This window comes from Rhizobacter sp. OV335, assembly GCF_900142965.1.
Taxonomy (GTDB): Bacteria; Pseudomonadota; Gammaproteobacteria; order Burkholderiales; family Burkholderiaceae_C; genus Rhizobacter.
The window spans coordinates 1-13879 of sequence record NZ_FRCQ01000006.1; the positions used below are offsets into that span (position 1 = coordinate 1).

The window sequence follows — 13879 nt, forward strand, 5'->3', positions numbered from 1 at the left end:
GCGCCAATAGGGACGGGGCGCCGGAGCTGGCTGGTTTGATGGCCCCGCGCGCAGCGCGATCGTGAACTGACTGTCGCCGACTGTTTGACCACAACGAACGAAGTGAGTGGCGGGAGTTTCGGCGACGGGCCATCAAACCAGTCAGCGGAGGGCAGTCATTGCCCCGCCAGGGGCGAGGACCGCACCGTCCGGCGAGCCACAGCCTCCCCGCACGCGCCTTCCGCGCCAATGCGCGAACCAGGAAACCTACGAACGGTACTGAAACGGCGGCAAGCGCCTCACCCGCCGCCACACCAGCACCGGCAGCCGCAGCAAAAACTCCACCATCAGCCGCGCGTGCATCCACGTCAGCAGCACGTTGTCGCGCCCATAGCGGAAGTGCGAGACACCGCCCTCCTCCGCCGTCAGGTACTTCACCGGCGCCGGCAGGTTGATCGGCGCGACGCCACGCCACGCGAGCCGCACCACCGCCTCGGTGTCGAAGTCGAAGCGCCGCATCCACGGCTGGCGCTGCATCACCGCGATCAGCGGCTCGATCGGGTACACGCGGAAGCCGTACAGCGAGTCACCGATGCCGGCGCCCAGCGTCTCCAGGTCGGTCCAGCCGTTCGAGATGCGCCGCCCGCGCACGCGCAGCAACGGCGCCGATGCGTCGAACACCGGCTTGCCCAGCACCATCGCATCCGGGTGCTCGACCGAGCTCGCGATGAACTGCGGGATCAGCCCCGCCGGATGCTGCCCGTCCGAATCCATCGTCAGCACGTGCGTGAACCCCGCCGCCTGCGCCGCGTGCAGCCCGGTCAGCACGGCAGCGCCCTTGCCCTGGTTGCGCGGCAGCACGATCACGTGCAGCTGCGCATCGGCCTCGGCCAGGCGCTGCAGCCCTTCGGCCGTGCCGTCGGTGCTGCCGTCGACCACCACCCACACCGGCGACCACTGCGCGCGCGCCGCGCGCACCGTGTCGTAGACCGTCGCGCCGGTGTTGTAGCTCGGGATCAGCACCGCATGCCGCGTCGTGCTCGCTGTCATGCTCACGTCCGCTCTTTCTTGCACAGCTCTGTTCTGAAATAGGACTCCAGCTCGTCCAGCGACAGCGCCGCGCCCTCGTGCGGCTCGAAGCGCTCGCCCAGCCGCAGCGTGAACGCCATCGGAAACGGCGGCACGCGCCAGATCGGCCAGCCCTTGCGCAGGTACGGCGAATCGGTCTCGATGAACACCGTCTGGATCGGCACGCCGGCCTTGTGCGCGATCGCCGTCACGCCCGGACGAAAGCGGTTCAGCATGCCACCTGCCTCGGTGCGCGTGCCCTCGGGAAACATCACCAGCTGCGCGCCTTCACGCAGGTTCGCGATCGCATGGCGCAGCATCGTGCGCGGCGAATCGTTCGGGATGTAGCGTGCGATCCGCGCCCCGGCCCCGAGGAACACGTTGCGCATCAGGTCGCCTTTCATGATGCACACGCCCCGCTGCAGCCGCGCGACGATCAGCAGCGCATCGACCATGCTCGGGTGATTGGCCACCACGACCAGCCCGCTCGCGTCGTCATTGAGCCGATCGAGCGCCCGGCTGTCGACCTCCATCAACCCGAAGCCGGCCGCCAGGTTCCAGAACACGCGGTACGAACTCGCGACCACGTGCCGGCCGATCGCCTGCGCGCGCTGCCGCGGCACCACCGGCAGCATCAGCGCGGCGACCAGGCTCCAGACCAGCGACGCCAGGCCCAACCCGAGCAGCAGCAGGTAGAAACACGCGAGCTGCCAGGCGCGCCGGATCATGGGGGCGACGGCTCCGCGGCCGACGCGATGCCGTGCGCCTCGATCTCGACCAGCAGGTCGGCGCGGCACACGTCGGCGCGCAGGTAGATGGCGTTGCGCAGCGCCGGCGCCTCGGCGCCCAGCCGCCGCGCCAGCACCTCGCGCACGGTGGGCAGGTCTTGCGGATGGCGAACGTAGACGGTGCAGTCGAGTGCGTCGACGCGATGCGCCTTCGGCCCGATCGTGCTCAGCGCGTTGGCCGCATCGACCACCGCGGCCACGTTCGCGAGCGTCTCCTCGGTCTGCCGGGCCACGTCGCCGGCATGCAGCGTCTGGTGGCCGACGATGCTCGCGGTGCCCGACAGGAACAAGGCCTCGCGCCCGCCGCCGATCGACGCCAGCGCGCCGCGCGAGAAGGTCGGCGCGCGCGGCCCGTATTGCGACGGGTAGCGGTAGGCGCTGACCTGGCGCGGGTTCTCGACCGCCCGCGGCGCCTCGCGCCCGGCCAGGAAGTGCACCGTCAGCGGCCCGCGGGTGGTGCCCAGCGCACACGCGGCCGGCGCGCCGTCGAAGGCGCTGCGCCGCGCGGCCAGGAAGGCGTCCTGCCGGCCGATGTTGAACTGCCGGTAGCGCTCCAGCGGGTCACCGCCATCGCCGGCCTCGATGCTGCCGTTGATGTCGGCCAGGTAGTTCCACACCCGCAGCAGGTGCGGGAAGCCTTCGTCGCGCAGCAGCTGGAACAGCTCGTCGTAGACCTGCCGCGCCGCCGCGCCGATGCCGCCGGGCAGCGTCGCGTCGTCGATGCACAGCGTGCCCATCAGCCAATGGCCGTCGCTCGTGAAGCGCGCCACACCCCGGTGCTGCTCGCGCGGCGTGCCGGCAGCGCTCCAGGTCTCGGTGATGCCGACAACCCCCGGGCCGGCCGGGTACAGCAGCGCCGGCGCGGCGATGTCGCGCGGCTCTTCGGCGGTGTGGAGGCGGCGGTCGAGCGCCGGCGTGGCAGTCGATTCGAAGGCGCGACGGAATTGCAAGGGGGACGACAAGGGGAGCGGCGGAGGGAACAACGGCAGGTCGCGCATCCATCGAATTTTAGAGGAGCGCCGTGACGTTTCCGGGCGCGGTTTCCCGGCGTGACGTGACGTCCTACAACGGGTCGGCCTCGGGGCGAACGAGCCAATTCGCGAAATCGTCACGCAGGCGTTCGCTTTCCTGCACCGTGCGGGTCCAGGCGGCCTGCCGCCCGGACACGTCGTCGCCCCAGGACTTGAAGTCGGCCCGGTCGGGCAGCTTGCCGTTCGGCAGTGTCGCGATCCACGCCGGGTTCGGGTACAGCACGATCAGCTTGTCGAGCATCGCGCTGGCGCGGTGGCGGCGCTTGAAGCCCTTGTCGAGCCAGCCCGGCACCACCGTCTTCTGGAAGTGCGGGTACAGCGCCAGGCCGTCGTGCATCGACGCGTAGTCGAGATGCAGGTGGTAGTCGGTGATGCCGCCGTCCCAGTAGGCGCCGGTGGGGCCGCCCGGGATGTCGTGCACCGCGTCGAGCCAGAACGGGATCGAGCAGCTCGCGAGGATGCTCGCGCGCAGGTTCGAGCCATCGAGCGCGGCGGTGTGGGTGCGGTAGTCGGTGAGCGACAGCGGCAAGGCATCGCGCGGATCGGAGAACACCACCCGCTCCAGCCAGCCGCCCATCGCGCGGCGGCTCAGCGCATTGGCCGCGAAGGCGCCGAGGTAGCCGATCGGCGTGCGCAGCCGCCCCTGCCGGCCGAGCACGTGCCGGCCGCGGCTCGTGAAGACATGCAGCCGGTAGCGCGGGTGCTGCAGCACCTGCGCCTCGCGGGCGCCGAACTGGCGCACCAGGTTGTCGGCGAACACCTGGCTGACGTGGGTCGCGGTCGGCTGCTTGCCGGGTGCATGCTCGTACTGCTGGCCGATGTAGTCGGCCGCCATCTGCGCCAGCTCGCGCGCCGGGTCGTCGAGGCAGCCGGTGGCCATGCGCCACGCGCCGATCGACGCGCCGAGCAGGTGCACCGTGTGATCGCTGCGCGGCAACCAGTCGCCGAACAGGAAGCGGTCGAGGTGGTTCAGCGCCAGGCCCTTGGGGCCACCGGCGGCGGCCGGGATGGCGCGCACGTCTTGCGGCTGCAGGCCATGCTGGCGCAGGTGCGCGAGGGCCCGCGGGCCGGCACTGACCAGCAAGGCCTTCATCGTGCCCGGTCAGTTGCCGGGGGTCGGATCGCGCTTGATGACGCCGCAGGCGATGCGGGCGCCGGAGTTGCCGGTCGGCTGGGTGCTGTAGTCGTCCTGGCTCGCGTGCACGATCAGCCCGCGGCCGACCAGGTCGGTCGGGCCGGAGCCGATGGTGACGCCGCTCAGCAGGAATTCGAACTCCGCCACGCCGTTCGCATCGGCAGTGATGGCCGGGATGTCGCCGGCATGGTGCTCGCCGAGCGGCGAGCCGTGCGGCTTGCCGGTGGGGTTGAAGTGGCCGCCGGTGCTCAGGCCGTCGCCGCTGGAGCAATCGCCCTTCTCGTGCGCGTGGAAGCCGTGATCCTGGTTCGGCTTCAGGCCGCGCACCTTGCCCTTGACGAGCACGCGGTCGTCGACCATCTGGAAGGTGACGACGCCGACCGCGGCATTGCCGGTGGTGGGCAGCAGCGTCGCGGTGGCGCTCGGGCCGGGCGCATGGGCGCAGGCGCCGAGCAGCGCGACAGCGCCGAGCATCGCGCTCAGGGCCAGGGATCGAAGACGTGATTGCATCGTGATGCTCCTCAGTGAAGTGTCGGACCGCATGGTGCCCTGAATCGCCGGCCGCGGCTCAGCCCTTGCCTTGCAGCTTCGCAAAGGCAGCCGCCATCGCGGATTGCTGCGACGATGCCTGCTGCTGCGGTGCGCGCTGGCCGCCACCGCCACCACCGCTGCGCTCGCCGCGCCCCGCCGGCCGGAAGCTGTTGTCGCCCTGGCGCTCGCCACGCGGTGCGACCGCCGCATCGAGCTTCATCGTCAGCGAGATGCGCTTGCGCGCCAAGTCGACCTCGAGCACCTTGACCTTGACGATGTCGCCGGTCTTGACGACCTCGCGCGCATCGGTGACGAACTTGTTGCTCAGCTGGCTCACGTGCACCAGCCCGTCCTGGTGCACGCCCAGGTCGATGAAGGCGCCGAACTGCGCGACGTTGCTGACGGTGCCTTCGAGCGTCATGCCCGGCTGCAGGTCCTTCAGGTCTTCGACGCCGTCGTTGAAGCGCGCCACCTTGAAGTCGGGGCGCGGGTCGCGGCCCGGCTTCTCGAGCTCGGCGAAGATGTCCTTCACCGTGATCGCGCCGAACTTGTCGCTCGCGAAGGCCTCGGGCTTCAGCGCACGGATCACGTCGCTGCGGCCCATCACCTCGGCGGCCGGCTTGTTGACCGCGGCCATGATCTTCTCGACCACCGGGTAGGTTTCCGGGTGCACGCCGGACTGGTCGAGCGGGTTGTCGCCACCGCGGATGCGCAGGAAACCGGCGCTCTGCTCGAAGGTCTTCGCACCGAGCCCGCTGACGTCCAGCAGCTGCTGGCGGTTGCGGAACGCGCCGTTCGCATCGCGCCAGCGCACGATGCTCGCGGCCACCGCGCTGCTCAGGCCGGACACGCGCGACAGCAGCGGCGCCGACGCGGTGTTCAGGTCGACGCCGACCGAGTTCACGCAATCCTCGATCACGGTGTCGAGGCTGCGCGCAAGCTCGCTCTGGTTCACGTCATGCTGGTACTGGCCGACGCCGATGCTCTTCGGCTCGATCTTCACCAGCTCGGCAAGCGGATCCTGCAGGCGCCGCGCGATGCTCACCGCGCCACGCAGGCTCACGTCGAGGTCGGGCAGCTCCTTGCTGGCGTACTCGCTGGCCGAGTAGACCGACGCACCGGCCTCGCTGACCACCACCTTCTCGATGTGCGTGCCCGGGGCGAGCTGCTGGATGCGCTTGATCAGGTCGGACGCGAGCTTGTCGGTCTCGCGGCTCGCGGTGCCGTTGCCGATCGCGATCAGGTTGACGCCGTGCGTCGCGCACAGCCGGCCCAGCGTGTGCAGCGAGCCTTCCCAGTCGTTGCGCGGCTCGTGCGGGTAGACGGTGTGGGTGTCGAGCACCTTGCCGGTCGCGTCGACCACCGCGACCTTCACGCCGGTGCGGATGCCGGGGTCCAGCCCCATCACGACGCGCGGGCCGGCCGGCGCGGCCAGCAGCAGGTCGCGCAGGTTCTCGGCGAACACCTTGATCGCGACCTTCTCGGCGTCTTCGCGCAACCGGCTGAACAGGTCGCGCTCCAGGCTCAGGCTCAGCTTGACCTTCCAGGTCCAGCCGACGGTCTTGCGGATCAGGTCGTCGGCCGGGCGCTTCTTGTGGCTCCAGCCGAGGTGCACCGCGATGCGGCCTTCGGCGATCGTCGGTTGCCCCGGCACGACCTCTTCATCGAGCACCAGCTTCGCATCGAGGAACTCGAGCGTGCGGCCGCGGAACACCGCGAGCGCGCGGTGCGAGGGCACGCGGTTGATCGGCTCGTCGTACTCGAAGTAGTCGCGGAACTTGGAGACGTCGGGGTGATTGACGTCCTTGCCGTCCATCAGCTTCGAGCGCAGCAGGCCCTCGTCCCACAGCCAGCTGCGCAGCTTGCCGACCAGCGCGGCGTCTTCGGCCCAGCGTTCGCTGAGCAGGTCGCGCACGCCGTCGAGCACCGCAAGCGCGTCGGCGAAACCGCCTTCGGCATTGATGAAGGCCACCGCCTCGGCGGCCGGGTCGAGCGAGGGGTCGGCGAACAGCTTGTCGGCCAGCGGCTCGAGCCCGGCCTCGCGGGCGATCATGCCCTTGGTGCGGCGGCGCGGCTTGAACGGCAGGTAGAGGTCTTCGAGCTCCTGCTTGGTCGGCGCGGCCTCGATCGCGGCGCGCAGCGCGGGCGTCAGCTTGCCCTGCTCGTCGATGCTCTTCAGCACGGCCTCGCGGCGGTCTTCGAGCTCGCGCAGGTACGACAGGCGGGATTCGAGCTCGCGCAGCTGGATGTCGTCCAGGTTGTCGGTGGCTTCCTTGCGGTAGCGGGCGATGAAGGGCACCGTGGCCCCGCCGTCCAGCAGTTGCACCGCGGCGTTCACTTGCACCGGCCGAACCTTCAGCTCGGCGGCGATCTGCAGAAGAATCTTGTCCAAAACGAGGGGGCCTGCCAGAGGCTTGTAGAGCACGAAAGCGGCGGAGTTTGCCACACGGTCATCGCCGGGCGGCCGGGTGGATTTGTCACTGTTTGCTATGCTCGCGGCCTTCGCGCCCCCCTCCATGCTGTCCCACCCCTTCGCCTTCACCCGTGCCTCGCGCCGCATCGCCTTCGCGGCCGTGCTGCTCGTGTCGCTCGTGCTCGCGCAGGCGCTGGGCTTGATGCACGGCATCGCGCACATGCGCCATGCACCGGGCACGACGACAACGTTGACGGCGAAGGCCGACTCGGGCTGGGTGGCCAAGCTGTTCGCCGGCCACCAGCACGGCGGCGATTGCGATGTCTACGACCAGTTGAGCCATGGCGATGCGCTGCATGCCGTGACACCGGTGTTCGCGGCCGTCGAGTTCACGCAGACGCCGGTGGCGCTGCACCGCGGCTGGCACATCGCCACGCAATCCTCGGGCTTTCTCGCCCGCGGGCCCCCTTCCCTGAGCTGATCCGCCTTTCCAGGTTCGTCATCCGGGCCCGGCTGCGCACGCGCACGCCGGCCCCGGCTTCATCAGCTTTGTTGGAAGTCTCCCCATGAATTCGCTCGTCTCGAAGCGCCACGCCGTGTCCGTGGCCGTCTCTCTTGCATTTTCGTCCGCTGCCTTTGCTCAATCCACCTCGGCCGCCGCCATCGCGCCGGCCGCTGCAGCCAGCGCCCCGACCACGCTCGACAAGGTCGTCATCACCGGCAACCCGCTCGGCCGCAGCGACATCGCCGCGCCGGTCTCGGTGCTGACCGGCGACGCGCTGACACTGCGCCGCGGCAGCTCGATCGGCGAGACGCTGAACGGCATGCCCGGTGTGTCGTCGACGTACTTCGGCCCGAACGCGAACCGGCCGGTGATCCGCGGACTGGATGGCGACCGGGTGCGCATGCTCAGCAACGCCGGCGGCTCGCTCGATGCGTCGAGCCTCAGCTTCGACCACGCGGTGCCGATCGACCCGCTGATCGCCGACCGCATCGAGGTGCTGCGCGGCCCGGGCGCGCTGCTGTATGGCGGCAGCGCGGTCGGTGGCGTCGTCAACACGCTGGACAACCGCATCCCGTCGAGCCCGATCACCGGGCTGGGCGGCTCGGCCGAGCTGCGCCTGGGCGGTGCCGATGCCGAGCGTGGCGGCGCCGCGCTGCTGGAAACCGGCAACGGCCAGTTCGGGCTGCATGTGGACGCCTTCGGCCGCAAGACCTCGGACCTGCACGTGCCGAGCTTCACGCCGCGCGCCGACGGCGTGGACCAGCCGGAGACGAAACGCGTGCGCGCGTCGGCCAGCGACACGCACGGTGGTGCGGTGGGTGGCTCGCTGTTCTTCGACCAGGGTTACGTCGGCCTGTCGGTCGACACCTACCGCAGCACCTACGGCGCGGTGGCCGAGCCGGACGTCGACATCGACATGAAGCGCGACCACGTCGGCCTGGCCGGCGAGGTCAAGCGGCTGGACGGTCCGTTCACCGGCGTGCGCGCGAGCTTCAACCACACGCGCTACCAGCACCAGGAGGTCGACACCAACACCGGCGCGGTGGGCACCACCTTCAAGACCTCCGGCGATGAACTGCGCGTGGAGGCCACGCATGCGGCGATCGGGCCGGTGCAGGGCGTGGTCGGGCTGCAGCTGGAGGATTTCGATTTCTCGGCGCTCGGCGATGAAGCCTTCGTGCCGAGCACGCGCACGAAGCGGCAGGCGCTGTTCGCTCTGGAAGACCTGAGCTGGAGCGGCGGCACGCTGACCGCCGGGCTGCGCGTGGAGCATGCGCGCATCACGTCGGACGGCGACGCCGCCGATGCGGCCGAGCCGAAGTTCGGTGCGGCCGATGCGCGCAGCTTTCCGGTGCGCAGCGCGTCGCTGGCCAACGTCTACAAGCTGACGCCGGCCTGGTCGCTGAGCGGGTCGCTGAGCTACACCGAGCGCGCGCCGACCTCGTTCGAGCTGTATGCGAACGGCGTGCACGCGGCGACCGGCGCGTTCGAGCGCGGCGACACGAACCTGGGCGTGGAGCGCGGCAACAACATCGATGTCGCGCTCGCGTGGAAGGACGACGGCAACGAGCTGCGGCTGGGCGCGTTCAGCACGCGCTTCTCGCGCTTCATCTCGCTGGAGGCGACCGGGCAACAGATCGAGGCCGAGGGCGACGACGGCCCGGAGTCGTTCCCCGAGTACGCGTTCCGCGCGGTGCGGGCGCGGCTGAACGGCATCGAGATCAACGGCAAGCACCGGTTGCTGCGGCAGGACGGCTGGACGCTGGGGCTGGACGGCAAGCTCGACTACACGCGGGCGACCAACCTCGACACCGGCGAGGCGCTGCCGCGCGTCGCGCCGCTGCGCACGCTGGTCGGGCTGGACGTCGACAGCGGGCCATGGAGCGCGCGCCTGGAGGTGGACAGCGCGGCGAAGCAGAACCGCGTGCCGGCGACCGACGTGTCGACCGACGGCTACACGATCGTCAACGCGTCGCTGGCGCGGCATTTCGCGATCGGCAGCAGCGATGCGCTGTGGTTCCTGAAGCTCGGCAACCTGGGCGACAAGCTGGCGTACAGCGCGTCGACGGTGCAGACGGTGCGGGATCTGTCGCCACTGCCGGGAAGGTCGGTGAAGACGGGGGTGCGCGTCAGCTTCTGAGGCTTCACTCTCCATGAGCGAGCGCGGACGCAGCGTGCCGCCACGCCGCGTTCGCCACCATGCCGTTTCACGTGGTAGCCAATTGGAACGTATTGGTATTTAAATGGTCATACGATCGATTTTCCGATCGAAAGGCAGTCTGCTTTCTCGGCCCTGAGCACGGTCATGGCGCTGCCGAAGTCTGTCGATGACATGACTCATGCTTTTTCTGACAACCGCTTTGCAGTTCGAAAGGAAAACAATGAGTTCGACCTCCCTCAAGCGTTCGCGCGTGTTCGACCTGTTGCTGGCGAGCAGCGCGCTCCTCGCCGCCGGCTCTGCGACCGCCGCCGATCCGGTGTGCGCTCCAGCCTGGAACAGAAACACCTCGTATGCCGGCGGCAGCCACGTCAGCCAGAACCTGACCAACTACACCGCCGCCTACCGCACGATCGACGAAAACCCGAACCCGCACAGCGGGCCGGTGGGCAGCGGACAACCCTGGGTCACCGACGGGCCGTGCGGGAACGCTCCGGCGCCTTCGCCCGCACCCGCCCCTTCCCCAGCGCCCGCGCCAGCCCCTGCTCCGGCGCCATCTCCCGCACCGGCACCTGCGCCTGCATCGAGCGCCATCGTCGGCGGCTACTACCCGTGGTGGGTCGGCTCGCCGATCCGGCTGCGCGACATCGACCCGCACTTCAACCTCATCTACCTGTTCGCCGCGACGCCACCCGGCGGCGATACCTCGGGCAACGTGCGCTGGCAGGCCCCGGCAGACGGCAACGGCGCCTGGACGCACTGGGTCGAGGACATGCAGTACGCGCGCAGCGTGCAGAAGCGAAAGATCATCCTGTCGGTCGGCGGGGCCGGCTTCGGCATGTCCTTCCCCGACCGCGCCAAGTCGACCACCTTCGTCGACAGCATCGACGCGCTCTACGCGCAGTGGCAGGGCTTCGACGGCCTGGACTTCAACACCTTCGAAGGCTCGCAGTCGCCCGACACCGGCGAGATGATCTGGATCGCCAAGGAGCTGAAGCGCCGCCACCCCGGCTTCATCATCTCCGCGCCGCCGGCGCCGTGGAACCAGGTCGACCAGGCCTTCTGCAAGACGATGCTCGACGCCGGCGCGCTCGACTACTGCGCTCCGCAGTACTACGACGGTCCGAACCTCGCGGACCCGAACTGGATCCTGCCGAACGTGGACCTGTGGATGACGCTGCTCGGGCCCGAGCACGTGGTGATCGGCTTCGGCGTCGACCCGCAGGCCTACAACTACGAGACCATCGAGACGGCGGTCAGCGTGTGGACGCAGATCAAGGCGCGCTACCCGAAGGTGCGCGGCGCCTTCGACTGGCAGATCAACAACGACGCGCTGCAGGGCTACCCGTTCGCGAAGCAGTTGGGGCCGCTGGTGCCTTGAGGCCACGCTGAGGCCGGCCGTTCGCGTCGCGCCGGCGACGCTTCGCGACCGCGGCGAGCCCCTCGTCGCATCGCGGTGTCGCCGGCGGGCGCGCATCGCCACAGTCCACTCCATCGACGACAGGTCGCCGTCGAACCCACCCGATGGAGTGAACCATGAACCGCACTGCAACCCGCCCCGCCTTCGCCGTCCTCGCCACGATGTTGCTCGCCCTCGGCAGCGCCGCCGCAATGGCCCAGGACGCCGCCGCGCCGAAGACCCGCGCACAAGTGCGCGCCGAGCTGATGGAAGCGCGCGCGCAAGGCACGCTGCCGATGGGCGGCGAATTCGCCGGCACGATGCGCCACGACGCGCCGGCCGCCTCCGACACCCGCACCGCCGAGCGCAGCCCGAAGCGCGCCGAACCGAAGGCGCCGATCGCCAGTGGCGGCTGATCCGCCGCGAAACGGATGCACTCACGTCAGCACTTGGCGAAGTTTCAAGCTCGGTTTCACCTAGTGGTGCGAAACCAAGTGCTACCGACGTAAGGCGCGGCAACGCCAGCTTCAGCCACCGCTTCAGCTTGTCGAAACCCGATCACGTCGCCATGACGTGGTCTCAGGGAGAGATGAAGATGAAGCGCAGAAACCTGTTGCTGGCCGCCTCCGGGGCCGCCGGCGTGACACTCCTGCCGCTGGCGCCGTCGCGCGCCGCCGGTGTCCGCACCATCAGCTTCGGCCAGTCGGCATCGCTGACGGGCGGCCAGGCCAGCTACGGGCGCGACGTGCAGAACGGCATCGCCGCTGCCTTCGCCGCAGCAAACACCAATGAGGCCGCCACCGGGCTCCACTTCGACCTGCAGACGCTCGACGACGGCGGCGTGCGCAGCCGCTGCATGAAGAACGTGATGCAGCTGGTCGAGAACGGCTCGACGGCGCTGATCGGCCTGACCAGCGGCGCCGGCGCCGAAGCCTGCGTGCCGGTGATCGAGGATGCGCAGATCGCGATGCTCGGCACCGCCAGCGGCAACATGGGCATCCGCGGCAGCAACGTCAGCGGCGCCTTCCACGTGCGTGCCGGCTACGACGCCGAGTACAAGCGCATGGTCGGCTACGTCAAGGATTTCGGCATGCAGCGCGTCGGTGTCGTCTACCTGAACGACACCTCGAAGGCCAACATGGAGGCGATGAACGCCGCGCTGTCGGCGATGTCCATCCAGCCCAAGGTGTCGATCGGCATCGACCGCAACGCCACGTCGTTCGACGGCATCGCCAACGAGCTGCTGGCCGCGCGCCTCGACTGCGTGCTGTTCACCGCCAACGCGGGGCCGGTCAGCAAGATCATCGACCACCTGGTGCGCGGCAAGTACGCCGGGCTGTTCTACGCCTCGTCGTTCGCGGGGCAGGACCTGATCGACACGCTGACCTCGCGCAAGCAAAGCTGCGTGATGAGCATGGTGGTGCCGCGCCCGACGCAGATGGGCGTCAACGTGGTCGCGCAATGCCAGCGCGACCTGGCACTGCTGAACAACGGCGCACGGCTGGGCATCACGACGCTCGAGGGCTACATCGGCGGACGCATCGCGGTCGAGGCGGCGCTGGCAGCGTCGAAGGCCGGCACGCTGAACCGCGCGCGCATGAAGGATTCGCTGGCCGGCCTGCGCAGCGACCTGGGCGGCTACAAGGTCGAGTTCGCCGGCACCACGCACGGCTCGCGCTACGTCGACCTGATCGCGATCGACCGCTACGGCCGTCTCGTCGGCTGAAGGGGCAGCGCATGAAACGCCGTGACCTTCTGATGGGCGGCGCTGCCGCCTGCGCGGGCTTCCCGCGCCTCGCATTCGCCTCCAACGCCGTCGTCACGCTGGGCCAGAGCGCCTCGCTCACCGGCGCCCAGGCGCGCTACGGTGCCGACGTGCGCGACGGCATCCTCGCCGCGTTCGCCGCCGCCAACCGGGCCGATCCCAAGGGCCCGCGCTTCGAGCTGCAGGTGCTCGACGACGGCGGCACCAAGGACCGCTGCATCGCCAACGTGCAGAAGCTGATCGGCGACGGCGCCGCGGCCCTGGTCGGCCTGACCAGCGGCGCGGCGGCCGAGGCCTGCATGCCGCAGGTCGAGAAGAACCAGATCGCGCTGATCGGCACCGCCAGCGGCAACATGGGCATCCGCAGCGCGGCATCGTCCGGCGCGGTGCACGTGCGCGCCGGCTACGACGTGGAGTACCGGCGCATGGTGGGCTACGCGAAGGAGTTCGGCTTCAAACGCGTCGGCTACGTGCACCTGAAGGACACCTCGAAAGCCAACCTGCTGGCGATGGAGGACGCATTGAGCCGGCTCGGCGTGCAACCCGTCGCCGTCGTGCCGATCGACCGCAACGCCGGCTCGCTGATGCCGGTGGCGCAGCAGCTGCTGGAACAGCGGCTCGATTGCGTGATGTTCACCACCAATGCCGCGCCGGTGCTGTCCATCATCGAGCACATGCACACCGGCGCGTACCCGGGCATGCATTTCTCGTCGTCGTTCGCCGGGCAGGACCTGATCGACGGCGTGGTCGCGACGCGGCGCAGCGTGGTGATGAGCCTGGTGGTGCCGCGGCCGTCGGCCCTGGGCGTCGGCGTGGTCGGCCAGTGCAAGAGCGACCTGGCCGCGCTGGGCGGCAGTGCCGCGCTGGGCGTGACGACGCTGGAAGGCTATATCGCCGGGCGCGTCGTGGTCGAGGCGGCGCACGCCGCGGTCAAGGCCGGCGGTGCGACGCGCAGCCGGATGCGCGACGCGCTGACCTCGCTGCGCACCGACCTGGGCGGCTACCGCCTCGCCTATGCGCCCGACAACCCGCATGGCTCGCAGTACGTCGAAATGGTGGTGGTCGACCGCTACGGCCGCATCGTCGGCTGAACCCCGAAGGAGGGAT

The 13879-nt window shown here is 69.7% G+C and carries 12 protein-coding genes; 6 read left to right on the forward strand and 6 right to left on the reverse strand.

Translation table 11 applies throughout. The features are described from left to right. Positions 1–246: 246 nt before the first annotated feature. From BUE42_RS08240 to BUE42_RS08265, 6 genes are all read right to left on the reverse strand, one after another. Entirely contained in the window at positions 247–1029 is a 783-nt protein-coding gene (locus BUE42_RS08240; RefSeq protein WP_073464136.1) for a glycosyltransferase family 2 protein, read from the reverse strand. A gap of 2 nt (positions 1030–1031) precedes the next feature. Next, complete coding sequence (locus BUE42_RS08245) at positions 1032–1775, reverse strand: lysophospholipid acyltransferase family protein (protein ID WP_073464137.1); 744 nt, start codon at positions 1773–1775, stop codon at positions 1032–1034. After that, the gene (locus BUE42_RS08250; RefSeq protein WP_073464138.1) at positions 1772–2785 is read right to left on the reverse strand and encodes a chorismate transformation FkbO/Hyg5 family protein; all 1014 of its coding nucleotides are present in this window, start codon (positions 2783–2785) and stop codon (positions 1772–1774) included. Before BUE42_RS08250 ends, BUE42_RS08245 begins: the two co-directional genes overlap by 4 nt. 112 nt (positions 2786–2897) lie before the next feature. After that, positions 2898–3959: a patatin-like phospholipase family protein gene (locus tag BUE42_RS08255; protein ID WP_073464139.1), complete on the reverse strand. Its 1062-nt coding sequence runs from the start codon at positions 3957–3959 to the stop codon at positions 2898–2900. A 9-nt stretch (positions 3960–3968) separates the two neighbouring features. Continuing rightward, a complete protein-coding gene (locus tag BUE42_RS08260; protein ID WP_073464140.1) occupies positions 3969–4511 on the reverse strand; it encodes a superoxide dismutase family protein in 543 nt (180 codons plus the stop codon). A gap of 58 nt (positions 4512–4569) precedes the next feature. Then, positions 4570–6924, reverse strand: coding sequence for a Tex family protein (locus tag BUE42_RS08265; protein WP_073464141.1), 2355 nt, complete (start codon positions 6922–6924; stop codon positions 4570–4572). Between the two features lie 124 nt (positions 6925–7048). Here BUE42_RS08265 and BUE42_RS08270 point away from each other — a divergent pair, with 124 nt between their 5' ends. The 6 genes from BUE42_RS08270 to BUE42_RS08295 all read left to right on the forward strand — a co-directional run bounded on the left by BUE42_RS08270 (position 7049) and on the right by BUE42_RS08295 (position 13863). Continuing rightward, positions 7049–7426, forward strand: coding sequence for a hypothetical protein (locus tag BUE42_RS08270; protein ID WP_143171377.1), 378 nt, complete (start codon positions 7049–7051; stop codon positions 7424–7426). 85 nt (positions 7427–7511) lie between these two features. After that, entirely contained in the window at positions 7512–9590 is a 2079-nt protein-coding gene (locus BUE42_RS08275) for a TonB-dependent receptor (RefSeq protein ID WP_073464143.1), read from the forward strand. Between the two features lie 241 nt (positions 9591–9831). After that, positions 9832–10989 carry a glycosyl hydrolase family 18 protein gene (locus BUE42_RS08280; protein WP_073464144.1) on the forward strand — a complete coding sequence of 386 codons (1158 nt, stop codon included), beginning with the start codon at positions 9832–9834 and terminating at the stop codon, positions 10987–10989. 155 nt (positions 10990–11144) lie between these two features. Then, positions 11145–11423 (forward strand): DUF4148 domain-containing protein, encoded by a 279-nt coding sequence (locus tag BUE42_RS08285; RefSeq protein ID WP_073464145.1) that lies wholly within the window; start codon positions 11145–11147, stop codon positions 11421–11423. Positions 11424–11602: 179 nt separating this feature from the next. Beyond that, positions 11603–12733, forward strand: coding sequence for an ABC transporter substrate-binding protein (locus BUE42_RS08290; protein ID WP_159445383.1), 1131 nt, complete (start codon positions 11603–11605; stop codon positions 12731–12733). A gap of 11 nt (positions 12734–12744) precedes the next feature. Further along, positions 12745–13863 carry an ABC transporter substrate-binding protein gene (locus tag BUE42_RS08295; protein ID WP_083613976.1) on the forward strand — a complete coding sequence of 373 codons (1119 nt, stop codon included), beginning with the start codon at positions 12745–12747 and terminating at the stop codon, positions 13861–13863. Positions 13864–13879 lie beyond the last annotated feature (16 nt).